The organism is Sphingobium sp. CFD-1 (assembly GCF_024611115.1).
GTDB classification, from domain to species: Bacteria; Pseudomonadota; Alphaproteobacteria; order Sphingomonadales; family Sphingomonadaceae; genus Sphingobium; species Sphingobium baderi_A.
This window is the reverse complement of record NZ_CP084399.1, coordinates 22,041-48,676: the sequence shown is the minus strand read 5'-3', so window position 1 is coordinate 48,676 and position 26,636 is coordinate 22,041. Positions and strand designations below refer to the sequence as shown.

General features: G+C 62.9%; 22 protein-coding genes. 17 read left to right on the top strand and 5 right to left on the bottom strand.

What is annotated here, in order from left to right; all coding sequences use genetic code 11:
- The first annotated feature begins 140 nt into the window (after positions 1-140).
- The 3 genes from LDB26_RS19565 to LDB26_RS19555 all read left to right on the top strand — a co-directional run bounded on the left by LDB26_RS19565 (position 141) and on the right by LDB26_RS19555 (position 5,962).
- The gene (locus tag LDB26_RS19565; protein ID WP_257542391.1) at positions 141-2,417 is read left to right on the top strand and encodes a TonB-dependent receptor; all 2,277 of its coding nucleotides are present in this window, start codon (positions 141-143) and stop codon (positions 2,415-2,417) included.
- A gap of 164 nt (positions 2,418-2,581) precedes the next feature.
- Complete coding sequence (locus LDB26_RS19560) at positions 2,582-4,765, top strand: protein-disulfide reductase DsbD (protein WP_257542389.1); 2,184 nt, start codon at positions 2,582-2,584, stop codon at positions 4,763-4,765.
- Positions 4,766-4,780: 15 nt separating this feature from the next.
- On the top strand, positions 4,781-5,962 hold the full coding sequence (locus LDB26_RS19555; RefSeq protein ID WP_257542387.1) for a bifunctional alpha/beta hydrolase/OsmC family protein: 1,182 nt from the start codon (positions 4,781-4,783) through the stop codon (positions 5,960-5,962).
- Positions 5,963-5,971: 9 nt separating this feature from the next.
- On the opposite strand, the gene cueR is transcribed toward LDB26_RS19555, so the two are convergent.
- A complete protein-coding gene (gene cueR / locus LDB26_RS19550; protein WP_257542385.1) occupies positions 5,972-6,424 on the bottom strand; it encodes a Cu(I)-responsive transcriptional regulator in 453 nt (150 codons plus the stop codon).
- Positions 6,421-8,925: a heavy metal translocating P-type ATPase gene (locus LDB26_RS19545; RefSeq protein WP_257542383.1), complete on the bottom strand. Its 2,505-nt coding sequence runs from the start codon at positions 8,923-8,925 to the stop codon at positions 6,421-6,423. Before LDB26_RS19545 ends, cueR begins: the two co-directional genes overlap by 4 nt.
- Positions 8,926-9,082: 157 nt before the next feature.
- On the opposite strand from LDB26_RS19545, the gene LDB26_RS19540 reads away from it, so the two are divergent.
- On the top strand, positions 9,083-9,277 hold the full coding sequence (locus LDB26_RS19540; protein ID WP_257542381.1) for a heavy-metal-associated domain-containing protein: 195 nt from the start codon (positions 9,083-9,085) through the stop codon (positions 9,275-9,277).
- A 120-nt stretch (positions 9,278-9,397) separates the two neighbouring features.
- Positions 9,398-10,375 (top strand): SLAC1 anion channel family protein, encoded by a 978-nt coding sequence (locus LDB26_RS19535; RefSeq protein WP_257542378.1) that lies wholly within the window; start codon positions 9,398-9,400, stop codon positions 10,373-10,375.
- Between the two features lie 249 nt (positions 10,376-10,624).
- On the opposite strand, the gene LDB26_RS19530 is transcribed toward LDB26_RS19535, so the two are convergent.
- Positions 10,625-11,410, bottom strand: coding sequence for a helix-turn-helix domain-containing protein (locus tag LDB26_RS19530; RefSeq protein WP_257542434.1), 786 nt, complete (start codon positions 11,408-11,410; stop codon positions 10,625-10,627).
- A 135-nt stretch (positions 11,411-11,545) separates the two neighbouring features.
- On the opposite strand from LDB26_RS19530, the gene LDB26_RS19525 reads away from it, so the two are divergent.
- Genes LDB26_RS19525 through LDB26_RS19510 form a run of 4 tightly spaced genes read left to right on the top strand, consistent with a single transcriptional unit; the run spans position 11,546 to position 15,142 of the window.
- Positions 11,546-12,865: a tetratricopeptide repeat protein gene (locus LDB26_RS19525; RefSeq protein WP_257542376.1), complete on the top strand. Its 1,320-nt coding sequence runs from the start codon at positions 11,546-11,548 to the stop codon at positions 12,863-12,865.
- Positions 12,866-12,867: 2 nt separating this feature from the next.
- A complete protein-coding gene (locus LDB26_RS19520) occupies positions 12,868-14,109 on the top strand; it encodes an MFS transporter (RefSeq protein WP_257542374.1) in 1,242 nt (413 codons plus the stop codon).
- On the top strand, positions 14,106-14,600 hold the full coding sequence (locus LDB26_RS19515) for a DUF2938 domain-containing protein (protein WP_257542372.1): 495 nt from the start codon (positions 14,106-14,108) through the stop codon (positions 14,598-14,600). The genes LDB26_RS19520 and LDB26_RS19515 overlap by 4 nt, the downstream gene beginning before the upstream one ends.
- 23 nt (positions 14,601-14,623) lie before the next feature.
- A complete protein-coding gene (locus LDB26_RS19510) occupies positions 14,624-15,142 on the top strand; it encodes a carboxymuconolactone decarboxylase family protein (protein ID WP_257542370.1) in 519 nt (172 codons plus the stop codon).
- Between the two features lie 47 nt (positions 15,143-15,189).
- Here LDB26_RS19510 and LDB26_RS19505 read toward each other — a convergent pair whose 3' ends face one another.
- On the bottom strand, positions 15,190-16,113 hold the full coding sequence (locus LDB26_RS19505) for a LysR substrate-binding domain-containing protein (protein WP_257542432.1): 924 nt from the start codon (positions 16,111-16,113) through the stop codon (positions 15,190-15,192).
- 124 nt (positions 16,114-16,237) lie between these two features.
- On the opposite strand from LDB26_RS19505, the gene LDB26_RS19500 reads away from it, so the two are divergent.
- From LDB26_RS19500 to LDB26_RS19485, 4 genes are all read left to right on the top strand, one after another.
- On the top strand, positions 16,238-16,981 hold the full coding sequence (locus tag LDB26_RS19500; RefSeq protein WP_257542367.1) for an SDR family oxidoreductase: 744 nt from the start codon (positions 16,238-16,240) through the stop codon (positions 16,979-16,981).
- Positions 16,982-16,984: 3 nt separating this feature from the next.
- A complete protein-coding gene (locus tag LDB26_RS19495; protein WP_257542365.1) occupies positions 16,985-17,668 on the top strand; it encodes a cupin domain-containing protein in 684 nt (227 codons plus the stop codon).
- 47 nt (positions 17,669-17,715) lie between these two features.
- A complete protein-coding gene (locus LDB26_RS19490) occupies positions 17,716-18,060 on the top strand; it encodes a carboxymuconolactone decarboxylase family protein (RefSeq protein ID WP_257542430.1) in 345 nt (114 codons plus the stop codon).
- A gap of 71 nt (positions 18,061-18,131) precedes the next feature.
- On the top strand, positions 18,132-19,238 hold the full coding sequence (locus LDB26_RS19485) for an FAD-dependent oxidoreductase (RefSeq protein ID WP_257542363.1): 1,107 nt from the start codon (positions 18,132-18,134) through the stop codon (positions 19,236-19,238).
- Positions 19,239-19,342: 104 nt separating this feature from the next.
- Here LDB26_RS19485 and LDB26_RS19480 read toward each other — a convergent pair whose 3' ends face one another.
- Complete coding sequence (locus tag LDB26_RS19480; protein ID WP_257542361.1) at positions 19,343-20,110, bottom strand: SDR family NAD(P)-dependent oxidoreductase; 768 nt, start codon at positions 20,108-20,110, stop codon at positions 19,343-19,345.
- Between the two features lie 126 nt (positions 20,111-20,236).
- Between LDB26_RS19480 and LDB26_RS19475 the strand changes: the two genes are divergently transcribed.
- The 4 genes from LDB26_RS19475 (at position 20,237) to LDB26_RS19460 (ending at position 26,617) form a co-directional block, all read left to right on the top strand.
- A complete protein-coding gene (locus LDB26_RS19475; protein ID WP_257542359.1) occupies positions 20,237-20,719 on the top strand; it encodes a TetR/AcrR family transcriptional regulator in 483 nt (160 codons plus the stop codon).
- A gap of 154 nt (positions 20,720-20,873) precedes the next feature.
- Entirely contained in the window at positions 20,874-24,056 is a 3,183-nt protein-coding gene (locus LDB26_RS19470) for an efflux RND transporter permease subunit (RefSeq protein WP_257542357.1), read from the top strand.
- On the top strand, positions 24,049-25,212 hold the full coding sequence (locus LDB26_RS19465) for an efflux RND transporter periplasmic adaptor subunit (RefSeq protein ID WP_257542355.1): 1,164 nt from the start codon (positions 24,049-24,051) through the stop codon (positions 25,210-25,212). The genes LDB26_RS19470 and LDB26_RS19465 overlap by 8 nt, the downstream gene beginning before the upstream one ends.
- Positions 25,199-26,617, top strand: a complete 1,419-nt coding sequence (locus tag LDB26_RS19460; protein WP_257542353.1) for an efflux transporter outer membrane subunit — start codon at positions 25,199-25,201, stop codon at positions 26,615-26,617. Before LDB26_RS19465 ends, LDB26_RS19460 begins: the two co-directional genes overlap by 14 nt.
- The last annotated feature ends 19 nt before the right edge of the window (positions 26,618-26,636 follow it).

The following is a 26,636-nucleotide window of genomic DNA, read 5'->3' as shown; positions in this document are numbered from 1 at the left end:
CGCTGCAGACGGTCTTAAGCTTGCCCTATGTTCCCCCAGCGATGTGAGAAGGCTCATGTTAAATAGAACTTCTCCGTTCGCTGTTGACGATACAATATATCGTATCCTAATCGATCAGGCCGGCAAGGGGATCAAATTTCATGAATCACACATCTGCAAATCAGTTCAAATCGAAAATCAGCCTTCTCTCCATGGCCTCCGTGATGGTTTTCCCTGCCGCCGCGATGGCACAGGTGGCTCCGGGCGAAAGTGAAGAAACGGAACGCAACCGGAGGGGAGAGATCGTCGTTACCGCGCGTTCGCTCAGTTCGCCGGACATGCCGACCGCAACACCCGTGCAGGTTCTATCGGGTGACGAACTCGCACATCGTAGACAAGGTGGCCTGGGCGAAACGCTGGCGGGGCTTCCCGGCGTCCATCTCGACAATTTCGGGGGTGGCGCCTCGCGTCCGGTCATCCGTGGCCAAACCGTGCCGCGCATCGAAATCCTGTCGGACGGCGCGAACCTGTTCGACGTTTCATCTGTTTCGCCAGACCATGCCATCACCACCGATCCGCTGCTGCTCGATGGCATCGAAGTCCTGCGCGGCCCGGCTGCCGCACGTTATGGCGGCAATGCCATGAACGGCGCGATCAACCTCATTGACAGCAAAGTGCCAAAGACACTGCCGGAAGGCGGCTTTTCCGGCGCAACCGAAGTGCGCTTCGGCACGGGCGACGAAGAAAAAACGCTGGTTGGCCGGGTGACGGCAGGCGTTGGTCCTTTCGCTGTTCACGCCGAAGGTTCGCGCCGTCGCAGCGAGAACTATAATGTCTCCAAAGCATTCGGCAGCGGTGAACTCAGGGACAGCTTCGCCGATAGTTCGAGCTACAGCTTCGGCGCGTCCTGGATCACGTCCAAGGGCTATATCGGCGCGGCCTATACAAGGCAGGACAGCGAATATGGTCTGCCCGGCCATTCGCACATAAACGGCGTTTGCCATACTCATGGCACCGATCTTCATTGTGCCGCCCATGACGAGTTTGACGATCCGTTCGGTTCATCGGACAACCATACGGCCTACATCAAGCTGCGCAGCGAACGCGTTGACGTCCGCGGCGACTATGACGACCTGCTGCCGGGACTGGCCCATGCCCGGGTGCGTCTCTCCTACACCGATTACAAGCATGACGAGATCGACGGTCCGGCACTGTTCTCGCAATATTCTAACAAGGTTTATGATGCGCGCGTTGAACTGACGCATGCGCCATTGCTCGGCTTCACCGGCACGCTGGGCGCGCAATATACGCACGGCACCTTCAACGGCATCAACAAGAACGATGTCCACAAGGGGCTTCCGACCTCGACCGCGGGTTTCCTCCAGATCCCGCCGGACTATGTTACCGAGAGTATCGGCGTGTTCCTGAGCGAGAGACGTTCGTTCGGGGCCATCGATGTGGAGATCGCCGCGCGCAAGGACTGGCGCGACACGGACATTCCCTTCACGCCCTGGGTTATCTCCTCGCCACTGCTCCAAAGCGTTATCGACGCCTTCGAGGCGAGAAATGGCGCGGGTTCTTTCAGGAGAAGGGCGGAAGAGGGATATCGCACCGTCAATCCGCTCTCGAAGCATAATCCGTTTTCTGCGTCACTGGCGATGACCTGGCGGATCGGCGATGGCTATTCGGCGGCGCTCTCGCTTGCTCGCACCCAGCGGGCGCCGAATGTTCGTGAGCTTTACGCTTATGGGAATAATCTCGCTACGAACAGCTATGAGGTAGGCCTTTCGCAAACGCGTCGCGCGTCCTCACAATTCCCTCTTTCGACGACGGACGTTATGGAGACGGCGAAAGCGGTCAACCTCACTTTGCGGAAGACGGGTGGGCCACTCGAATTCGAGGTTGGGCTGTTTTATCAGGATATCGAGGACTATATCTTTGCGCGCCATATCGAAACCGAGATCGAGACGGGCGTTCCACACCATTATCTGATCTACACGGCGGCAGATGCCAAGTTTACTGGGATCGACGGGCAGATCAGCTATCGCTTCACGCCGGAATCGCGCGTGATTGTCTTCGGCGATTATGTGCGCGCCAGCAGGATCAAAAGCCTCGACGACAATGTGCCCCGCATGTCACCTGCACGACTTGGTGCGCGCTATGAAGGCAATTGGGGGCCGCTCTCTGCGGACGTCGAATATTCCCGCACCTTTGGTCAAAGCCGGATAGCGTCCTATGAAACCAAGACCGACGGTTACAACATGGTCAGTGCGACGCTCGCCTATCGGTTCGATGTGGGCTTGGGTAAGTCGGTCGAGTTCTATGCACGGGGAACCAATCTCACAAACGAATTGGCCTTTTCGCACACATCATTCGTGAAAAATCAATCGCCGCTACGTGGTCGAAATCTCGTATTCGGGATGCGGCACCAATTTTGACGTCCAGGGGATCGTGACGGCTACCAGTCACGGTCCCTGAACTTTTCGCTTGCTTTCACCCGCTTCTGTTCTTTGCCATTTGGCGTCACTGCCGATATTGGCATGGTCGTGGAACCAGCCCTTTACCTAAGCCTGTCTTAAGCTTGGCGGCCGACAGTCAGGCCATGATGCGGAATTTTCGGTTCACACCTACGGTAGCGCTTTTCCAGCCTCTTTTTTGGATCACGCTGCGCGCCATCGTGCTCCTATGGCCCGGACTCGCGGCCACCGCAGCGCTGGCGCAAATGCCGCAGCATGTCCAGGCATCGATCGTCGCCAAAAGCGAAGCCCCCCGTCCCGGCACCAACACACGCATCGCGATCCGCATGACACCGGAAACGGGATGGCATGGCTATTGGATCAATCCGGGGGACAGCGGCGTTCCGGTCGAAGCCGAATGGCATCTGCCGGACGGCGTTCGCGCCGGGGCGCTCGAACAGCCCTCCCCCACTCTGCTCGAACTGGGCGGCCTCGCCAGCTACGTCCATGAAGGTGCGTTCACGCTGCTCGCGGATCTCGCCATCGACCGCTCTGTGGCGCCCGGAACAGCCCTCCCCGTCAAGGTCGATCTGACATGGCTGGCCTGCTCCGACAGTCTTTGCGTGCCGGAACGAACCACGCTTCAGCTTACCCTCCGGGCTGGCGATGGCGCCGTCGATCGGAGCCGCCAGTCGCTATTCTCGGCGGCCGAAGCTGCCTTGCCATCGTCGGGGCGCGCGCAAGGGCGTCTGGAGGCGGCCGACGGGCGCTGGTCGTTCGTCGTTTCCGGGGCGCAGGGCTTGAATGTTGGCCGAACCTATCTCTTCCCGATGGAAGATGGCTGGTTCGAGGCCAGCGCGAAACAGCAGGCAACCCGTGCAGCGGACGGAACAATCCGGATCGAGGTCGCCGCGCCCGGTCCTGCCCCTTCCCCGCGCTTCGCCGGCGTCATATCGGACGGACGGCAAAGTTTCATGCTCACTGGTTTGAAGCCCGACAAGGCGGTCGCTCCGGTTTCTGAACCCGCGACCGCCGAAGAAGCGACCGCCTCCGAAATTCCCGATCCGGCGACGGGCCGCGAGGCAAATGGCAGCGCGCCGAAGGCCACCCCGCCTTCGACGGGCGATGTCCCCGCGCTGAAAATCGCGCTCATAGGCGCGCTGCTGGGCGGTCTGCTGCTCAATCTCATGCCCTGCGTCTTTCCGATCCTCTCGCTGAAGGCGTTGAGTCTGACGCGGGCCGGTGTCGATCGGCGTGCCGCAAGACTCGAAGGCGTTGCCTATTTCGCGGGGAGCGTCGCGACGACACTGTTGCTCGGCGCAATACTGATCGGCGCGCGTGCGCTGGGCCATGATATTGGCTGGTCCTTTCAGCTTCAGAATCCGCACATCATTCTTTTGCTGATGCTGCTGTCGCTGGCGATCGCGCTCAATCTGGCCGGACTGTTTGAAATGACGGGCGTTTCGGTGGCCAATCGCGTCATGGGCAAGCCGGGATGGTCGGGGGCCTTCGGGACGGGCGCTCTCGCCGCGCTCGTCGCAACTCCGTGCAGCGGCCCCTTCATGGGCGTAGCGCTGGGTGCTGCCCTCGTCCTGCCGCCGCCCGCGGCCCTGGCCGTCTTTGCCGGGCTGGGCATCGGCATGGCCCTGCCCTTCTTGCTGCTGGCCTTCGTGCCAGCGCTGCAACGGCTTTTGCCCAAGCCGGGGGCGTGGATGGAAACATTCCGGCGCCTGCTGGCGATCCCAATGCTGTTGACCGCGATCGGCCTGGCATGGGTGCTCGGACGGCAAAGCGGCGTCGACGGCCTGTCTCTCGGCCTGCTCATCGCCACGCTCGGCGCGCTCGGCCTCTGGTGGATCGGTCATCGTCAAAGTCGAGGAAGGAGGGCAGGCACGGCGGCGCTGCCCATCATGGCGGCGCTGCTATTGGCGATAGCGATCGATCTGCCGCGTCCCGTCGAGGCAACGCCGATCGCCAGCACCGGCAAGACGGAGCCTTTCAGCGAAACGCGGCTCGCTGAGCTACAGGCGGCCGGGCAGCCGGTGTTCGTCGACATGACCGCCGACTGGTGCCTCGTCTGCCAGGTCAACAAGCGGGTCGCCATCGATCGCCCCGATACGCACGCGGCGTTCGACAAGGAGGGCGTCGTCACGCTGGTCGGCGACTGGACGAACGGCGATCCTGCGATCACGCGGTTCCTCGCTTCGCGCGGCCGCAATTCGATCCCCTATTATCTCTTTGTAACCCCTTCGGGCGAGACGCGGGAATTGCCGCAAATCCTCACAAGCGAGCTGCTGATCGAGCAAGCCGCATCGGGTAAGCCATCATAGGGAAAGCAGGAATCCATGGCTCAACAGATGTTCGATTTCGAGGGCGCTTCGGGACGTCGGCTCTCCGGTCGCCTCGAAAGCCCCCAAGCCACGCCGCGCGGATGGGCTATTTTCGCCCATTGCTTCACTTGCGGGAAGGACAGCCTGGCGGCGGTGCGGATATCACGCGCCCTCGCACGGGCCGGGATCGGCGTGCTGCGGTTTGATTTTGCGGGCCTCGGCGGCAGCGGCGGCGAAACCTTTGCGGCCGACATAGATGATTTGATCGCCGCAGCCGATGCAATGACGGCGGCGGGCAAATCGCCCTCGCTGCTGATCGGTCATAGTCTGGGCGGTGCGGCCGCGCTGGCGGCCGCGAGCGAACTTGCCTCTATCGAAGCCGTCGCCACCATCGGAGCGCCCGCCGACATCGGGCATGTCCTCAGCCATTTCGACCCCGGCGAGTTGGCCCGGATCGATGCGGAAGGTGTTGGGGAGATTGAATTGGCCGGACGGCACTTCCTGCTTCGCCGCAGCTTCATCGACGACATACGGCAGCAAGATCTTCTGAGCTATGTGCGCGATCTCAAACGACCCCTGCTGGTCCTGCACGCGCCCAGCGATCCGATCGTGGGTATCGACAACGCCTCCGAGATATTCCAGCACGCGAAGCACCCCAAGAGTTTCGTGTCGCTCGATACGGCGGATCATCTCCTGACCAACCGCACCGACGCCGAATATGCGGCGGCCGTCATCGCCGCCTGGGCCTCGCGCTATCTGCCGCCGCTGGAGGAGGATCTACCCGATCTCTCGCGCGGGGACGGCGTAACGGCGCTCGAAACCGGCAATGGGAAATTCCAGCTCGCGATGCAGGCAGGCCCGCATCACTTCCTCGCTGATGAGCCGGTATCGGTCGGAGGGTTGGCCAGCGGCTTGTCGCCCTATGAGCTGGTGTCTGCCGGACTGGCGGCCTGCACGGTCATGACGATGCGCATGTATGCCGAACGCAAAGGGCTTCCGCTCGATCGGGCGGGTATCACCGTGCGCTATTCGAAGCGGCCGGAAGATTCACCGGCAGACTTTTTCGAGCGGATTATCACGCTCGAAGGTCCGCTGGACGCGGCCCAACGGGACAAGCTCATGTCGATCGCCGATCGCTGCCCGGTCGATCTTACGCTTGTTCGGGGATCGGAGATATCGACCCGGCTTGCGGAATGAAGCCGGTATTCACGGACGATGCCGGAGACGTCCGGTTTTCGACGTGAAGGGGCCGGACGCGCTCGCACCGTCCCCCGGCTCCTCAAGATCGGCCAGTATCGGGCAATCGGGGCGGTCATCGCCCGCGCAGCAATCCGCCAGCGTTCCAAGCGTCGCCGCCATCTGCTCAAGGCTGTCGATCCGCTCGCGAAGCTGGGCGATATGCGCCTGCGCGATGCGCTTCACGTCCGCGCTCTGCCGGGACTTGTCGCGCCACAGGCTCAACAGTTCGTTTATCTCTGCAACGGCAAAGCCAAGATCGCGCGCGCGCCGGATGAAGCGGAGCATATGCACATCCGCCGGCGAATAGTCGCGATAGCCGGAATCCCGGCGATCCGCCTTCGGGATCAGGCCGGTTTGCTCATAATAGCGGATCATCTTGGCCGAAACGCCCGATGTCTTCGCTGCCTCTCCGATATTCATGCTGCTTTTCCTGCCGTAAGCTGAGGGGGATTAAAACCGCGCAAGCGCAGCGCATTGCCCAGGACGAACACGCTCGACATCGCCATCGCGCCCGCGGCGAAGATCGGCGACAAGAGGATACCCCAGGCGGGATAGAGCGCCCCGGCTGCGACCGGAATGAGCGCCGCATTATAGGCGAAGGCCCAGAACAGGTTCTGGCGGATATTGCCGATCGTTGCGCGAGAGAGCGCGATCGCCGTGGCGACGCCGCCCAGATGGCCCGACATCAACACCACGTCCGCCGCCTCGATCGCGATATCCGTGCCGGTGCCCACGGCTACGCCTATATCTGCGGCGGCCAGCGCGGGCGCATCGTTGATCCCATCGCCCACGAACGCGATCCGGCCATATTCCTCCTTCAGCCTGTGGATCGCCTTCACCTTGCCATCGGGCAGGACTTCGGCAACCACTTCATCGATGCCGAGCTGGCGCGCAATCGCATCGGCCGTGAGAGCATTGTCGCCGGTAAGCATCGCAACCTTCAGGCCGAGTCCGTGAAGCGCGGCAATTGCGGCCGGCGTCGTTTCCTTGATCGGATCTGCGACCGCGACGATCGCTGCGAGCCGCCCGCCAATAGCGGCATAAAGCGGGGATTTTCCCTCTCGTCCCAGCTTCTCCGCCGTGGCGGCAAAAGCCCCGACGTCCAGCCCCAATTCGCGCATGTAGCGATCGGCGCCGACGTGGATCGGCTCGCCTTCCACATAGGCCCGCACGCCAAAGCCGGTCACGGATTCGAAGTCAGCGACAGCCGGGAGCGCGATCCCCTCCCCCAGCGCCGCTTCCACGATAGCGCGGGCAATGGGATGTTCGGACCTGTCCTCGACCGCCGCGATCCGGCCCAGCACCGCCGCGCGATCGAAGTCGGCCGTCACCTCCAGATCGGTGAGAACGGGACGCCCCTCGGTGAGCGTGCCTGTCTTGTCGAGGGCGACGACTTTCGCGTCCCTCAAAAGCTGTAGCGCCTCACCTTTGCGGAACAGGATGCCAAGCTCCGCGCCGCGCCCGGTGCCGACCATGATCGCAGTCGGCGTTGCCAGCCCCATCGCGCAGGGGCAGGCAATGATGAGCACCGCGACCGCATTCACCAGCGCGAAGGTCAGCGCCGGTGATGGCCCGAACCACAACCAGGCCCCGAAGGTCAGCGCCGCGATCGACATGACGATGGGCACGAACCACATGGTCACTTTGTCGACCAGCGCCTGTATCGGCAGCTTCGAACCTTGCGCCTGCTCGACCATGCGGATGATCTGCGCCAGCATCGTCGCATCGCCCACGGCCGTTGCCTGGAAGGTAAGCGCGCCCTTCTGGTTGACCGTGCCTCCGACCAGCATCGTGCCCGCCGTCTTGGCGACCGGGATCGGCTCGCCGGTAATCATCGACTCGTCAACGTAGCTGTGCCCCTCGGTCACTTCGCCATCGACCGGGATACGCTCCCCTGGCCGCACATCGATCTCATCGCCGGTGATGACGTCGTTGATGGGAATCTCGATCAGCGTTCCATTGCGGCGGACGCGAGCAATCCTCGCTTGCAGCCCTGCCAGTCGCTTGATGGCTTCCGACGTGCGCCCCTTGGCGCGGGCTTCCAGATACCGGCCCAGCAGGATCAAGGCGACGATGACGGCCGCCGCCTCATAATAGACATGCACGGTCCCGGCAGGCAGCAAGCCGGGTGCGAAGGTCGCCACCAGCGAATAGCCATAGGCGGCGAACGTGCCGATCGCGACCAGCGAGTTCATGTCGGGCGCGAGCCGCAGCAGCGCGGGCAGGCCCTTGCGATAGAAGCGGTTGCCGGGAATGGCGAGCACCAGCGTCGTAAGGACAAACTGGAGATACCAGCTCGCTTGCATTCCGACAGTGTGGGCGATCAGCTTGTGGACGCCGGGAATAAAATGCGATCCCATTTCGAGCGCGAACACCGGGAACGCCAGCACGATCGCAACGATGAGGTCACGCTTCAGTTCGCGGCGTTCGGCATCCTTGCGCTCGGTCGCCTCGTCATCACTGGCGGCGGTAGCTTCAACCGGGCGTGCGACATAGCCTGCGCCGGCGACCGCGGCGACAAGCGCCTGCCCGCTGGCCGTTCCGCGCACGCTGGCACGTTCGGTCGCCAGGTTGACGGTTGCATCGGTGACGCCGGGCACCGCTTTCAGCGCCCGCTCCACGCGGCCGACGCAGGATGCGCAGGTCATGCCGTCCACAGCCAGGTCGATGCTGTTCGAGGGCACGCGATAGCCCGCACCTTCGATCGCCTGCACCAATGTCCGTTGATCGACGCCGTCATTCGCGCGGATATCGGCGCGTTCGGTCGCCAGATTGACGCTGACGGTGTGAACGCCCTCGATCTTCCCCAGCGCGCGTTCGACCCGACCGACGCAGGATGCACAGGTCATTCCCTCGATCGGCAGGCTGATCGCCGTTTCGGGGGAATCCACCGGATTTTTCGCAATGCTCGCGGCCGCCATTATCCGAAAACCTCATCGTTCGATTGGAATTTTCCTGAAGATGGGGGTTCCAATCGTGGGAAGGTCAAGGCCGTTATTCACGCGATTTGCTTCTTGACCTTCCAACGATGGTAAGGGGCATCTGACTGTGAACCTACAGATATCAAGGAGATATTCGATGCGGTTCCATGTCCAGACGATGACTTGCGGCAATTGCGTGAAGCATGTCACCGAAGCCATCATGGCGATCGATCCGGGCGCGAAGATCGACGCGGATATTCCCGCGCGCACGATCGATGTTGCCACCTCGGCAAGCCCGGAAGCCGTCACGCAAGCGCTCGCGGCCGATGGCTATGAGGCATCCGCGATCTGATGGCGATCACGCGGATTCCGGCTGATCGCTGATCGGTCTGGACCGGAAGCGCGAGGGACGCACCACCCTCGCGTATCGCTCCAGCCCAGCGCGGCCGGTGCTGTCGGAGCAGGTCAAGCAATGAGCGCCCACACATTATCGAAAACGGCATCGGTTCCGCGACTGGCGCACCTGCCCCTCCCGCTCTTTGCCGCGCCGATGGGCTTCGGCGGCATTGGCCTTGCATGGCGAGAGGCCGCCCGCGTGCTCGGCGCGCCGAAGTTGATAGGCGAAGCCCTGTTTGCGATGACCGTGGCGCTTTGGCTGATCGTCACCGCCCTGCACATCATCCGCGCGCTGCATAGCCCGGCTTCGCTGTTGGGCGATCTGAAGCATCCCGTCCGTTCCGGGTTCACCGGCGCGATTGCCATTGGCATGATGCTGATCGCCGGTGGCGTCCTGCCCTATTCCCCGTCGATCGCCGCCGTGATCTGGTTTGGCGCGATCGGCTTGCAGGTCGCTCTCGGCATCTGGTTCCTGCGCGCGTTATTCCACACGCCCCGCGAAGCCGCGACCTTCACTCCACTGCTTCTGATGCCGCTCATCGGCAACGTCGTCGCGCCGATCGTCGGTGCAAAGCTCGGCTTCGTGGTCATATCATGGATGCTGTTCGGGATGGGGATCGCGCTGTGGGTGAGCGTGCAACCGTTGCTGTTCGGGCGCATTTTCACCGGCCCTCCCCTGCCGGAGCTGCTTCGCCCCACGGTCGTCATCTTCCTCTCGCCACCGGCAGTCAGCACCGTCGCGGTGGCCAATCTGACGGGCGGCGTCGGCCCCCTCGCCCTGGCCTTGTTCGGCTATGCGGCCATGCTCGCGATCATGTTCGCGACGATGATCCCCGAATTTCGGCGCACGCCGTTCGCGATGTCGTGGTGGGGCTGGACCTTCCCGACAGCGGCCTTCACCGTGGCCGCTCTCACGGTCGCCCGATCCTACTCTTTCCCCGGCTACCAACTGGTGCTGTGGGGCATCCTGCTTGGCGCCTCGCTGATCCTCGCCATCGTCTCTATGGCGACGCTACGCGCGGCGCTGAACGGCAATTTGCTACGGCCCGAATGAATAACGTCGTTCGGCCCAAACCGACAGCCGCTGCATAATCGGGAAAAACGCCGCGCGGCCGAAACCGCGCGGCAGTTGGAGATTCGCTCCATTGGAGCGAAGGAGTGCCCGCCACCTTGAAGTGAGAACCAAAAGGAAAGGGCAGGCCAATAGCAGATAGCAGCAGCCTCCACGATATTCTTTCGATTAGGCGCCAATTTATATAGATGAAAAGACATATCCATATAGCAGACCGAAAAGGAATTTCGGCTAGATCTGAATTTCTTCGCGCATGTAGGATCGCGGACTTGCCCCCATTTCGGTGCGAAATGCAAAGATGAAAGCGGATGGCGAACCATATCCCAGATCCATTGCGGTTCTGGTCACGTCTTCGCCCCCGCCCAAAAGCTCGATGGCCTTGAACAGCCGCATACGCCGCCGCCACGATCGCAGGCTCATGCCGATTTCCGCCTCGAAGCGGCGGCTCAATGTCCGCGAAGACATGCCCAGATCACGCCCCCAATCTTCGGCCGAACGGGGATCGGCCGGATCAGCGTAGAGCGCTTCGCACAGGCGGGCGAGCGGTTCGCTCCGCGGCCACGGCAGCTCGGCCGAAATAGGGGTCGCGCGCCGGAGCTGATCGAGGATCATGGTCGTCACCCGGTCGGCATATCCGTGGTCATCTTCCTCGCGGTGCAAGTTCGCGGCCTCTGCGATCAGGGCTTTCAGGAGCGCGCCAACAGGATAGACCGCGGGTTCCTCTGGAAGCGCGGACACGACTTCGTTGGCGATCCAAAGACTACGAAACTGAGCGCCCAGCAAGGAGCCGACGCGGTGCGTGATCCCCGCGGGAAGCCACACAGCCTGTTCGGGGGAAATGACGAACGATTGTCCGGTAATGCCGACGGCAAGCACCCCGGAGATGGCATAGACAAGCTGTCCCCAATCATGGCTGTGCTCAGGAAAATAGCTCCGCGCCGTAACGGCCTGCGCGCGCACGGTCATCGGCTCTGGCGAAGGCGCGTCGGCGGGCGCTTCGATCGACTGCCAGCCCAACATGGGCGAATATTGGCCGATATTATACATAGCATGTCGGATAATCGAAAGACCGACATATGAAAAGCAGATATGATAATCGGGACGCCAGGCGGCGTGCGTCATCGATAGCTCAAGAATCTGGAAAGAGCCGCCATGGCGCATTTCGACAATCACGGACTCTCCCTTTCAACCGCGTCGGATGTGGCGGCCGCCCATTATCGTGACGGCGTGGCGCTCATGCTCGCGGCCTGGCCGGGGGCAGGCGAGGATCTCGACGCCGCGATAGCGGCCGATCCCGATTCCGCCCTCGCTCATGCGGCCCGCGCCCGGCTTCACGCAATGCACGCCCAGCTTGTCGAAGCGCGCGCGCGGATCGCGGTCGCACAAGAAAAGGTCACAGCCGCTCATTCGGAACGAGAGGCAAGCCATGTCGACGTGCTGGCCCTCGCCGTCAACGGCAAGTCGCAAGAGGCGCTGAAAGCCGCGCTCGCTCACGCCGACCGCTGGCCTCGCGATACACTCATCCTCTCTCTGCCGATCGGCGCTTTCGGCCTGTTCGCCTTCTCCGGCATGGTCGAACACAATCAGGCCAAGGTCGATCTGTGCGAGCGCCACGCCGCGCACTTTGCCGACGACGACTGGTGGTTCCTCACCTATCGGGGCTGGTCGCTGGCGGAAAATGGTGAGGTCGCGCGCGGTCGCGCGATGCTGGAACGCGCGATCGAGCTGCGCCGCCAAAACGCCAATTGCGCGCACGCGCTGGCCCACGCCATGTTCGAGGCGGGCGCCAACCACGAAGCGGAAGCACTGATCGCGGGATGGCTTCCCGAATATGACCGCAGCGGCATCCTCCACGGGCATATCGCCTGGCACGCCGCGCTCGCCGCGCTGGAGCGGGGCGATGCCGATACGGCGCTCGCGATCTATGACGGCACGGTGCGGCATTCGGTGTCGCTGGGAACGCCGATCAACATCGTCAGCGACGCCGCCTCTCTGCTCTGGCGACTGCAAGCCTATGGCCACGCCGTTCCCGAAGGATTGTGGGAGGATGCGGCCGACTATGCGCGGCGGGTCTTTCCCAAGCCCGGCCATGCTTTCGTCGATCCGCACATGGCGCTGCTCGAAGCGGCGACCGGCGACCGCGCGGCGCTCGGTCGCCGTCTCACCGCGCTGGACGAACTGGTCGCCAAAGGGGCGATCGGCGCGGGCGCGATCGTCCCCGCCATCGGCCGCGCCGCGTTGGCCTTTGCCGAAGGCGACTATGCGGGATGCGTGCACATCCTCGAACCGATGACGGTGGATTTCGCGCGGATCGGGGGCAGCAACGCCCAGCGCGAAGTGATCGAGGACACGCTTCTCGTTGCCCTGATGCGCGCGGGCGAAGTGCAAAAGGCCCGCGCTCTGCTAGATCGCCGCCTTCACCGGCGCCCCTCGCCGCGCGACACGCGCTGGCTCACCGGACTGGCGGCCTGACCATGACGAACGCGAGCATATCGTCGGAACAGCACGCGCCCGATATCGGAAGCAGGCGCGAGCAACGCGGCAACATCATCCGTCTTTCGCTTGCGCAAGCGCTCGCCGGCGCCAATTCGACAGTCATCTACGCGACCGGCGCGATCATCGGCGCCACGCTCGCCCCCGACAAGGCGCTGGCTACGCTCCCGATCTCGATCTTCGTGGTGGGAATGGCCGCCTGCATCCTGCCGACTGGCATGATCGCCCGCCATCACGGTCGGCGGGCAGCATTCCTCGCGGGAACCGTGACCGGAGTGCTGAGCGGTCTGATCGCGGCGCTCGCTGTGATTATGGGATCATTCTGGTTGTTCTGTCTCGCCACGTTCTTCGGCGGTTCCTATGCCGCCGTGGTTCTCTCCTTCCGGTTTGCCGCGGCCGATTGCGTCGAGCCGGAATGGCGGCCCCGCGCCCTGTCCATCGTCATGGCCGGTGGCGTCGCCGCCGGTGTCGTCGGGCCGCAGCTCGTCACCTATACGATGAACCTGTGGCCTCCGCATATGTTCGCGGCGACCTTCATCGCACAGGCGGGGGTCGCCATTCTCTCGGCGATCGTGCTCGCCGGCGTGCGGCTCCCGATGCCGACGATCGCTGAAAGATCGGGTGGACGCCCCCTTTCGGTGATTGCCCGACAACCGCGCTTCATCATCGCAGCGCTCTGCGGCGCGGTGTCCTACATGCTGATGAATTTCCTGATGACCGCCGCGCCGCTGGCGATGCGGATGTGCGGGCACAGCCAGGAAAGCTCCAACCTCGGCCTGCAATGGCATGTCATCGCCATGTATGCCCCAAGCTTCTTTACCGGACGGCTCATTACCCGCTTCGGGGCTGGCCGGGTTGTTGCGGTCGGACTGGCGCTGATTGGCGTGTCATCGGCTGTCGGCCTTGCGGGGATCGATGTCGCGCATTTCTGGGCGACGCTGATCCTTTTGGGCGTGGGCTGGAATTTCGGCTTTATCGGCGCCTCGGCGCTGGTGCTCGAATGCCATCGGCCGGAAGAAAAGACGAAGGTGCAGGCGCTCAATGATTTCCTCGTATTCGGCACGATGGCGGTCGGCTCCTTCTCGTCGGGCGGGCTGCTCGCCTCGCATGGCTGGAGTTCGGTCTTGTGGGTGTCGTTCGCGCCGCTCGCCCTTGCTGTGGCAGCGCTGGGGCTAGCCGCTATGGCGCGGCCCGTTCCATCGACCGAAAGGGAAGGCGCATGACGACAATGGAGATCATCGTAAGGGCCGCGCTGGTCGGGATCGGCGGCACCATCATCCTCGATATCTATGCAGCGCTTGTGCAGCGGTTCATCGGCACACCGGCGACAAACTGGAGGATGGTCGGACGCTGGATCGGTCATATGCCGCAAGGACAGTTCATTCAGTTCAATCTTGGTCGGGCCAAGCCCGTCCCCGGCGAACATGCGCTGGGCTGGATCTTTCACTATGTCATCGGCGTCGGCTACGGGCTTCTGCTGGTGACGATCTGGGGAACCGGATGGCTAGAAGCCCCCACGATTGTCCCGCCGTTGATCCTTGCGCTGACGCTGCTGGTTCTGCCTTATTTCGTGATGATGCCGGGCATGGGCATGGGGATGGCCGGATCGCGCACGCCCAAGCCCAATGTGACCCGGCTGAAAAGCGTGATCGGACATTCGGTGTTCGGCAGCGGCATGTATTTCACCGCGCAACTGCTCGAAACGGCAGCATGATTCCCTCAGAGGAGAATGAAAACGTGTCCAGCGTGAGAGTGACCCCATGGCAGGATGGCGATCCGGCTCCTAACGAGCTGGTCGAAGGCATCAAGGCCCGTCGCCCGAATGGCGAGCTGATTGGCATCGATCGCGTCCTTCTTAGAAGCTTCCCGCTTGCGACGGGCTGGAATGGGCTGCTCGGACGGGTGCGCGCAGAGTTCGACCTGAAGCTTGAATATCGCGAGCTTATCATGTGTCGCGTCGCGGTCCTCAATCGCGCAGAGTTCGAGTGGGGGGTGCATAAGCCCGCTTATCTCGCTGCTGGCGGCACGGAAGAAAAATGCGAAGCCCTGCGCGCCGATGGCATCGATCCGCTGTTCGATGAACCGGAACGAGCGCTTCTGGATCTGACCGATCAATCGACGCGCACCGTCGAAGTCGATGAACGCACTATCGATAGGCTCAAGTCGCTGTTCGGCGAACAACAGACCGTCGAAGCGGTGGCGACGGTCGCGGCCTACAACATGGTGTCCCGCTTTCTGGTCGCACTCGCGATCTGAGAGCGTCGCCGATCGATTATCTGCGCGGTCAGCCAGCGTGCCTCCGATCAAATGCTTTCGGTTTGGGGCAGCGCCTTTCCAGCAAGCCAGTCGTGGAAGGCGCTCACCTCGTAGCGCCGGAGCGCCTTGGGCGCAGCGACAACATAATAGGCCCATTTCACCGGCCAGCGTTGCTTCGGCAGCAGATGGATGAGACGGCCGCTTTCCAACTCCTGCGCGACAAGCGCCTTGCGCACGAGCGCGACTCCTCGCGCGGCGATCGCTGCCTGAATGACCGCGGCGGTCGAATTGATCTGAAGGCCGCGATCGGTCGGGGTCTGATTCAGCCCTGATCTGGCAAGCCATTCGGCCCATGTCGGAAAGTCGCCCCCAGGATGGGGAGTGCCGTCATGGATCAGCGTCTGATCGGCAATCCAACCCGCTGTTATCTGTCCCTCATTCGGCAGCAGGCTCTTATGGCAGACGGCGATGATTTCCTCGCCCATGAGGTATGTGGATTTCACACCCCTCCACGATCCCAGGCCACAGCGGATACCGATATCGGCCTCGCCCTGCGCAAGATCGATCACGCGATCCGACACATCGAGCCGCACATCGATGCTCGGATGCTCGGCCGCGAAATCATTGAGCCGGGTGAGGAGCCAATTCGCCACCAGAGCTTGCGAAGCCGTGACAACCACTACCGAACGCGCCTTGCGGCCGCGCAGCTTGCGCAATCCAGCTTCGAGCTTGTCGAGGCCCTGCGCGATGTCCTCCAGCGCCTCGCGCGCCTCGTCCACCGGGGTCAGGCGTTCGGCGCCCGATCGGGTCCGCCGGAACAACGGATATCCAACCCAATCTTCCAGCGAGCGCACAAGTTGCCCGACGGCGGGCGGCGTCACGTCGAGTTCGGCCGCTGCCCCGACAAAACTGCCATGTCGTGCGGCCGCCTCAAGGGCCTGCAATGATTTCAGTCGGGTCAGGAAGCGCATATCCTGATGATAGCCCATAACGGCGTCACGACAAAGATTTTGTTTCTTTCCGATGCTGCTCGTTTGCCTCGCGAAGTCGCTTGGCGGGGTCCATGTTCGAGAAAAGCGAAAAGAGGTCTGGATTATGCTGAATGGAAAGACGGCCCTGGTAACGGGTGGATCGAGCGGTATCGGGCTAGCCGCGGCGCGTCTGCTTCGGGACAAGGGCGCGCGGGTGGCGATCATGGGCAGCTCGCAGGAAAAGCTCGATCGTGCCGTTGCCGATCTCGGCAATGATGTCGTGGCGCTGCGCGGCGACGTCACCTCACTCGATGATCTTGCGAAGGTGCGTGATGCGCTCGAAACCGCTTTTGGCGGCCTCGACATTCTGTTCGCCAATGCCGGTGTCGCCTTCGGCACGCCGATCGCGACGACCGACGAAGCCGGCTACCATCGGATGATGGACGTGAATGTGAAGGGCGTTTTCTTCACCGTCCAGGCAGTGTTGCCACTCATGCGCGAGGGCGGCTCGATCGTCCTCAACACGTCCTGGCTCAATCAGGTCGGCACGCCTGGCCGCGCGCTCCTGTCGGCGTCGAAAGCGGCGGTCCGTTCGTTCGCCCGCACGCTGGCCGCCGAACTGATCGACCGGAAGATCCGGGTCAACGCGGTAAGCCCCGGCTCGATCGAAACGCCGATCCATCGCAGCAACGGACAGAGCGAGGAAGAATTTCGTGCCTATGCGGAGAAGGTGGGCGCGCAAGTGCCGATGGGGCGCATGGGCCGTCCGGAAGAAATCGCAGCGGCCGTCCTGTTCCTCGCCAGCGACGCATCGAGCTACATGCTGGGCGCTGAAATCGTCGTCGATGGCGGCCGCGCGGAGTTGTGAGCCGTGCTGCTGAACGATGATCTCTCCGTCCGCACGCTGGTCCATGCCGGCGAGTTGGATTGGGTGCCAAGCCCGGCCAAGGGCGTCGAGCGCCGGATGCTGTTTCGGATCGGCGATGAGAAAGCTCGCGCGACATCGATCGTCCGTTACGCGCCGGGAAGCCATTTCGCGTGCCACGGCCATCCGGGCGGCGAGGAGTTTCTTGTGCTGGAAGGCACCTTTCAGGATGAAACCGGGGACTTCCCGGTCGGCACCTATGTCCGCAATCCGCCCGGCACCGCTCACGCGCCGGGCAGCGACGATGGCTGCACCATCCTCGTCAAGCTGTGGCAATTCGGTGAGGCCGATCGGGAACGCATCGTGTGTCGTCCCGGTGAAGGCGCCTCGGCCGCGCTCCGCCCAGGCGTCGCATCCTCGCATGTCCTGTTCGAGAGCGCGTCGGAGCATGTGATGCTCGAAACGTGGCAACCCAATACCGAAATCAATCTGGTCAATCCCGAAGGACTGGAAATGCTGGTCCTAGGTGGGAGCTTCGAGAGCGAAAACGATCGGCTGACGCGCTGGAGCTGGCTGCGACTGCCGCCCGGCGAGCCGCTGACCGCGCACATCGGACCGGAGGGAGCAAGCGCATGGCTCAAGTCCGCGCCGCTGCTCCACGATGACGTGTGCGCTTTCGACGCAAACTGACTCCCGCCCGTTGGGGCAATCACCACAAAAGAAGGACATGGACGATGATGCAGGACTGGAACGCCTATCTGGAGAACATGATGGGCCGCGTTGGCGAATTGACGGCGCTCAGCCCGGAGCTGGGCCAGGGCCTTCAGACGTTCCGCGGAGCCGTGGAGGCCCCCGGCCATCTGCCCGCCAAGATGCATTCTTTGATCGCGCTGGCCGTCGCGGTCACGACCCGTTGCGACGGCTGTATCGCCACGCACGCAAGGGCGGCCGCCGAAAACGGGGCGACGAAGGAGGAGCTTGCCGAAACCCTCACGGTCGCAGTCGCGCTCAATGCTGGCGCCGCCGTCGCCTATTCGGCGCGTGTCATGGATGCCTTCAGCGCATTTTCGGACGGGAAGTAAGAACGCCGGTGCGCGCTATACTGATCGCGGATTACGGCGTTCGGCGGCGGACAGAGGCTATCGGCTGATCGATGCGAACCGATGTCGCCATAATCGGAGGGGGCCTTTCCGGCCTCCTCGTTGCTCACCGGCTTTGTGAGGTTGGAATAGACTGCCTGCTGCTCGAAGCGCGCGACAGGCTAGGCGGTCGCATCCTCTCGGCCGACGCTAGCGGTGCATGGTCCAGCGACGGGTTCGATCTTGGCCCGTCGTGGATCTGGCCCGACATGCAACCGCAGCTAGAGGCGCTGGTCCGCGAACTGCAATTGCCCGTTTTTCCCCAATTCAGCGACGGCGACATGCTGTTCGAAGGCGCCGCCCGCCAATCACCGCAACGCCATCGGGCCATGCCGTCGGCCCCGGCTTCGATCCGGCTCGCGGGCGGCACCGGGGCCATCATTGCTGTCCTTGCCCAATCCGTGCCCGCGAGCCGAATCCGGCTCGATACGCGCGTCACCCATATCGCGCAGACGGTGGACGGCGTGGCGCTTACGACCGGCAAGGGCGATACGATCGATGCCAGACTGGCGGTTCTTGCGATCCCGCCCCGGCTCGCTCAGAACGCGATGGGCTTCACGCCAGCGCTGGATGATGCAACGATCGGACGCTGGCGCCGAACCCCGACCTGGATGGCGCCTCATGCCAAGTTCTTCGCGCTCTACGACCGCCCGTTCTGGCGAGACTCCGGCCTTTCCGGCTATGCGCGCAGCATGGTCGGCCCAATGGTCGAGATTCATGATGCAACGAGCGCTTCCGGCCAAGCAGCGCTTTTTGGCTTCCTCGGCCTGCCCGCATCGCAACGCCGGCACGCCGGCGTTGAGACGATCAAGGCGGCGTGCGTGCTCCAGTTGGCGCGGCTATTTGGGTCTGACGCCGCCCATCCGCGCGCCACGTTGTTCAAGGATTGGGCCGCCGATCCGCTGACCGCAACAGAGCTTGACCATGACAGCGCCGAACACCCCTCTCCTGCGTCCGCTTCATGGGTGGGCGCTGAGTGGCGGGATAGGCTCATTCTTGCAGCGAGTGAAACGAGCCTGACTGAACCCGGCTATCTCGCGGGAGCGGTGGAAGCCGGAGAGCGAAGCGCAATCGAGGTTATCCGCCGCCTACAAGAAAATTCATCGGAGAACCTGTCCTGAAAGCGAAAGCACCGCCCCGGAACATGGCGTCGAAACTTGGCTTGGATCATGACCGCTCCATCAGCAGCCATGATCCAAGCAACCGTTTGATACTCGTGACCGGGTTACTGTCGACCCGCGGTAACGCCGCCGTCGACGGGCAGGATGGTCCCCGTAATCCACGATGCCTCCTTCGAGGCGAAGAACAGGATCGCCTCAGCCACATCGCCCGGCTGACCGTTACGCCCCAATGGGTGGAATGCATCGAAGGTCGGCAAAGTCTCCTTCACTTGCTCATCGGTCATGAAGGTATTGTAAACAGGCGTTTCGACGACGGCCGGAGCCACGGCGTTAATGCGAATCTTGTAGGGCGCCAGTTCAATGGCTAGATTCCGGACCATGGCGTGGACACCCGCATTGGCGGCGGAGTAGGCTGCGGAGGGCGTGGCACCGATGGCCTGGATCGCCCACATGGAGCCAGTCTGGACAATGGCGCCACCCTTTTCTTTCATCGCTTTCGCAGCCGCTTGCGCGGTAAAGAACTTGCCCTTCAGAATCGTGTCCAGATACCAATCATAGTCCTGCTCGGTAAGGTCGAGGAAAGGCTTGGGGTTGAAAACGCCCGCGTTGTTGACCAGCACATCGAGCTTACCGAAGCGCGAGACGGCGGCTTCCACCAGCGCAGCGCCAGTCGCCGGATCGGCAATATCTCCAGCAGAGACGATCACTTTTTGCCCGCTTGGATCGATCTCGCGCGCCGCGGCTTCGAGTTTTCCTATGTCGCGGCCGTTGATCGCAACATAGGCTCCTTTTGCAACGAAGCGCGTCGCGGTTTCCTTTCCGATCCCCGAACCACCTCCGGTGATCGCAACGACCTGTCCATCAAAACGCATATTCACCTCCTCTATCTATCAATAGGTAGATTGGCCATCTAGTATTTGCCATGCCTAGCTGCAACCCCTATCTATCAGAAGATAGATCGAGGACGGGGAATGTTGAGCGAAACAGCCGATGCCATCATGGATGCCGCCGAGCGGCGGATACGCAAAGCGGGATATAGCGGATTCAGCTTTCGCGAGATCGCGGCCGATGTCGGCGTCAAAAGCGCCAGCGTTCATTACCATTTCCCCACGAAGGAGCGTTTGGCCGCGTCGGTCGCCCGCCGCTATACAGAGCGGTTTTTGTCAGCATTGGATCAAGAGGCGGTGCCGGGCCGCACCGAGATCGAAGCTTGGATCACGGCTTTTCGCCGCGCGCTTCATGGCGATGGTAAAATGTGCCTGTGCGGGGTGCTCGGCGCCACCTCTCACGACCTTCCGGAAGAAGTCATGATAGAAGCCCGGCGCTTTTTCCAGCTATGCTTGGAAAAGCTCGAAAAACGTGGACTTTCGCACGCGAAAGCCGTGCAGACGTTGGCCGCGCTGGAAGGCGCGATGCTGCTAGCGAATGTTCTTGGTGATCCATCGACATTCGACGAAGCCACTGCGTCGCTCGCTGCTTAACGTCCCTTCGGTGCGCTTCATCACTATTTGCAATAACCCGCCGCGCGCTTTCCACGCGATAAGACAGCCTTAAGCTAGAGCCTGTCTTCCCCCGCGCAACGCGGGAGGAATCTGCAATGCTCATAGTTTACAGTCGCCGGTGGAGCGGCCGCCCATGATCGCATTGGTGCGGATCGCGCTCACGCGCCCCCTGACCTTCATTGTCATGGCCATCCTGATCTTCGGGCTTGGCCTGCTGTCGGTCCTTCGGATGCCCGTCGACATCTTCCCGCGCATCGGCGTGCCGGTGATCGCCACCGCCTGGAGCTATAACGGTCTTTCGCCCGAAGATATGGCTGGCCGTATCGTCAATCCATTCGAGCGGGTGCTGACCACGACCGTCAACGATATCGACCGGATCGAAAGCCAGTCATTGAACGGCATCGCGGTCGTGCGGATCTACTTCCAACCCGGTGCTGATATTCGCACCGCGACCGCGCAGGTCACGTCCATTTCGCAAACCATCCTACGGCAAATGCCGCCCGGCATCGTGCCGCCGATGATTACCAACTACGACGCCTCGACCGTGCCGATCGTGCAGCTTGCCCTGTCCGGCGAGGGTATGGGCGAACAGCAGCTCTACGATCTGGGCGTGAATCAGATCCGTCCCCAGCTTGTCACGGTGCCCGGCGTTGCCATGCCGTTCCCCTACGGCGGCAAGCAGCGTCAAATCCAGATCGACATCGACCCGGAAGCCCTGCGCTCCAAGGGCCTTTCGGCAAGCGACGTCGGCGCCGCGATCGCCTCGCAGACGCAAATCACGCCGGCGGGTTTCGCCAAGATCGGCGGCCTTCAATATAATGTTCGCCTCAACAGCGCGCCGGAATCGGTCGAACAGCTCAACAACCTGCCGATCAAGGTTGTCGACGGCGCCACCATCTTCATGCGCGATATCGCCCAGGTGCGCGACGGCGCCCCGCCACAGACCAATATCGTTCAGGTCGAAGGGCAGCGATCGGCGTTGATGACCGTCCTCAAGAGCGGGGCGGCCTCTACACTCACCATCGTCGATACGATCCGCGACCGCCTGCCTGCCATCATGGAAGGTGTGCCGGGGAACCTGAACGTCCAGCTTATCGGCGATCAATCGGTGCTGGTGAAGGCAGCGGTGTCCGGCGTCGCTTATGAAGGCGTCCTGGCCGCGCTGCTGACATCGCTGATGATCCTGCTCTTTCTCGGCTCGTGGCGGTCGACGGTCATCATCGTCGCCACCATTCCCTTGGCGCTGCTGGGGGCGCTCTTTGCGCTTGGCGCGACCGGGAACACACTCAACATCATGACGCTGGGCGGACTGGCGCTGGCGATCGGCATCCTCGTCGACGATGCCACGGTCACGATCGAGAACATCAACTGGCACCTCGAAAAAGGAAAGCCGGTGCTCAAGTCGATCATGGATGGCGCTGCGCAGATCGTGACGCCCGCCTTCGTCGCCGTCACCTGTATCTGCATCGTTTTTGTGCCGATGTTCTTCCTGCCGGGCGTGGCGGGCTATCTGTTCGTGCCGATGGCGCTGGCGGTGGTCTTCGCCATGATCGCCTCCTTCATCCTCTCGCGCACCCTGATCCCGACGATGGCGATGTATCTGCTGCGGCCTCATCACCATGGCGATGAGGAAAAGCGGGCGACGTCGCGCAATCCGCTGGTGCGGTTCCAGCATCGCTTCTCGACCTGGTTCGATCATCGCAAGGATCGGTTCGGCAGTCTGCTTTCCCGCATTCTCGTCGTCCGCGGGATCTTCATGCCTGCCTTCCTTGCCGTGATGGTCGCGTCGCTGGCTCTCATTCCGACGCTGGGCCGCGACTTCTTCCCCAGCGTCGATTCAGGGCAAATCACCCTCCATGTCCGCGCGCCGGTCGGAACCCGCCTCGAAGATAGCGCGGCCATGTTCTCCCAGGTGCAAAAGCGGGTGCGCGAATTGATCCCGCCGAAGGAAATCAAGTCGATGGTTGCCAATATCGGCCTCTCGACCGCGCCGCTCAACGTCATCTACAATAATTCCGGCACGGTCGGCCCGCATGAAGGCGATATATTGATTACCCTTCAGCGCGATCATGCGCCGACGGACGATCACGTCGCGACGCTGCGCCGCGAGCTGCCCAAGAGCTATCCCGGCATCGACTTCGCCTTCCTGCCCGCCGATATCACCAGCCAGATCCTCAACTTCGGCTCCCCTGCCCCGATCGACATTCAGATCAAGGGGCGCAACCTCGCCGCCAATGAGGCTTATGCCAAAAAGCTGTTGCAGCGCATTCGCACCGTTCCCGGCCTCGCTGACGCGCGCATCCAGCAATCGTCGCGTTCTCCGCAAATCAATGTGGATATCGATCGGGCGCGGATCGCTCAGGTCGGGCTAACCCAGCGCGACGTTACCAACAATGTCGCCACAGCCCTTGCCGGAACCGCGCAAACGGCCCCGGTTTACTGGCTAAATCCGGAAAACGGCGTCTCCTATCCCGTGGTCGCGCAGGTTCCGGAAATGCGGGTGGATTCGATCGACTCTCTGGAATCGCTCCCGATCTCGTCGTCGGCGACTTCGGAATCGCAAACTCTGGGCGGTCTGGGCCGTGTCTCGCGCGACACGACGTTCTCCGTGGTCAGCCGCTCCGATATTCAGCCCATGGTCAATCTCTATGCGACCGCCCAGGGACGCGACCTTGGCGCGGTCGTGAATGACATCCAGCGAGCCATCGAGGGTCTGGAGAAAGAACGCCCCAAGGGCGTCAATGTAACCGTCGGCGGTCAGTATCAGACGATGAACCAGGCATTCTCCGGCCTCGCCTTCGGGCTGATCGGCGCTATTGCGCTCATCTACCTCATCATCGTCGTGAATTTCCAAAGCTGGGTCGATCCGCTCGTCATCATCGGCGCGCTCCCCGCCGCCTTTGCGGGTATCGTCTGGATGCTGTTCCTCACCGGCACGACGATCTCCGTGCCAGCCTTGACCGGCGCGATCATGTGCATGGGGGTCGCAACAGCCAACTCCATCCTTGTCGTCAGCTTCGCGCGGGAACGCCTCGCTGAAACGGGCGATGCGATCCAGGCCGCGCTTGATGCCGCGACCGTGCGCTTCCGGCCCGTCATCATGACCGCGCTCGCAATCATCATCGGCATGGCGCCGATGGCGATCGGGATCGGCGAAGGCGCCGAACAGAATGCGCCGCTGGGCCGCGCCGTTATCGGCGGCCTCATTTTCGCGACGGTCGCGACGCTCGTGTTCGTGCCCGCACTCTTCAGCTTCGCGCATCGCAAGGGTGCGCCTGCATCACATGGACGAGAATTGGAACTCAATCATGTCTGACCAACCTTCCCGAAAGAAAGTCTGGCGTTACGCTGGTGCTGGCGGCTTTCTCGTTCTCGCGTTGGTCGGCGGCGGCCTTGTCGCACGCAGCGCGGCCGAACGCGAACAAGCGACCATCGCGGCCGAAAACGCGGTGACGAACGTAAGCGTGATCCAACCTAAACCTGCCGAAGCGGGACAGGTCGTTCTACCGGGAACGCTCGAAGCCTGGAACCGCGCCGAAATCAATGCGCGGGTCAGTGGCTATGTCAGTGCATGGCGTGCCGATATCGGTGATACGGTTCGCGCCGGGCAAACCCTCGCGGTGCTCGAAGCACCCGAACTTGACCAGCAGCTTGCACAGGCGCGGGCCGATTACCAGACGGCGGTTGCCGATCGCGAACTGGCCCAGATCAGCGCCCAGCGATGGGAAAGCCTGTTGGCCAAGGATGCGGTGTCGCGGCAGGAGCGCGACGAAAAGCACGGCCAATTCGCCTCGATCGATGCGCGCGCGCGGGCTGCACAGGCCAATGTCGGCCGTCTGAGCGCCATGCGCGGCTTCACGCAGCTCAAGGCGCCCTTCAACGGCGTGGTGACGAACCGATCTGCCCAGCTCGGCGCGCTGGTCAATGCGGGCAGCGCCGGAGGCGAACCGCTGTTCACGATCGCGGACGTGCGCCGCCTTCGGCTCTATGTCCGCGTGCCCCAGACTCTCGCGCACAGCCTCGCTGAAGGGGTGCGGGCGCAATTCTCGCTGCCGGAGCAGCCCGGCCAGCAAATCGATGCCGTGCTGGTCCGCACCGCCGAAGCCGTCGAGCGCCGTTCCGGCACGATGCTCGTTGAATTTTTGGTGGACAATCGTGACCGCCAGCTTCGTCCCGGCGCCTATGTCGACGTCCGGATTCCGGTTTCCGGCGCGGCCGGGACTTTCCAGCTTCCCGCAAGCACGTTGATCTTGGGATCGGACGGCGCGCGGGTCGCGGTCATCGATCGCAATGGCCGCGTTTCAATGCGCCCCGTGACGGTTGGCCGGGATCAGGGCACGACGATCGAAATCCTGTCCGGCGTAAGCGCGCAGGACCGGATCGTTCTGACGCCGCCCGACTCCCTCGTTCAAGGCGATCAGGTCCGCGTGGTGCGCGCCAACACGCCGAAGGCCAGCAATGCGAAAAGCTAGTCTCCTGCCCCTCGCCGCCCTCGGCCTCGCCGGTTGCGCGACCGTCAGCACACAAGAACCGCCAACGATGGCTGTGCCGGCCTCCTACAAGCACGAGAACGGATGGACGGTGGCAGGGCCCGCCGACACGCTTGATCGTGGCGACTGGTGGCGCGCATTCGATGATCCTGTCCTCGACGGCCTGATGGCGAGGGTCGATACCGCCACCCCTACCCTCGCCGCAGCGCTTGCCCGCTACGATCAGGCGGTGGCGAACGCGCGGGCCGCCGGCGCCGCGCAATATCCAACGCTCGACGCGCAAGGGTCCGCCTCGCGAGAGAGGCTGTCGGCCGGACGCCCCATTGGTCCCGGCTATCCGGTGACGGCCAATCAATTCATGCTGGGCGGCGCGCTATCCTATGAACTCGATCTGTGGGGCCGTGTGCACAACACCGTGCGGGCCGCGCAAGCCGATGCCGATGCGGAAGCCGCCAACCTGCGCTCGGCGCGCCTCAGCCTCCAGGCGGCGGTCGCGGACGCCTATATCCGCCTTCGCGGCATCGAGGCGGAACAAGTGCTGCTGGAACGGACGGTATCGGCTTATGACCGTGCGCACCAGCTTATCGTCACGCGCCATGATGGGGGTATTGCGTCGGGCGTCGACGTCAGCCGTTCACAGACGCAACTCTCCATCGCCGCAGCCCGCGCCGAAGCGCTGAAGGCCGAACATGCCGAACTCGAACACCAGATTGCGGTGCTCGTCGGTGAAATGCCCTCGACCTTCACCTTGGCCGCGCAGGTGCGTCCCGCCACCCTCCCCGCCTATCCCAGCGGGTTGCCTTCGGAGCTGCTTCAGAGACGCCCGGACATCGCGGCCGCGCAGCGGCGCCTTGCGGCCGCGAATGCCCGGATCGGTGTAGCCAGGGCCGCTTTCTATCCAGATATCTCGTTGGGCCTCACTGGCGGCTTTCAGGCCACAGATGCGCCGATTATCAGCGCGCCTACCAGCTTCTGGGGATTGGGACCGTTAAGCGCTGTCCTCAACCTGTTTGACGGGGGGCGGCGCAAGGCCCGTCTCGCGCTCAGCAAGGCCCAATATGAGGAACTGGCGGCGAACTATCGCAATATTGTGCTGGACGCCTTCCGCGAGACTGAGGACGCGCTTGCCCGGATAGGCTCACTTGAACGGCAGAATGTCCGGCAACGTGAGGGTGCGGCAGCGGCGAGGCGGACGGAGGAACTGGCTTTCGACCGATATCGCGAGGGCGCGGCCGATTATCTCGAAGTCACGACGGCACAGGCGGCTTCGCTCGCGGCGCAGCAGGACAACATACGGGTGTCGGTCGATCAGCAAAGGGCCGCGATCGCGCTGGTCCGGGCTATCGGCGGTGGGGCGGAGACATCCGGGCAGGCCGCGCTTCCATAAAGCGGAAGCGCAGCGCTGC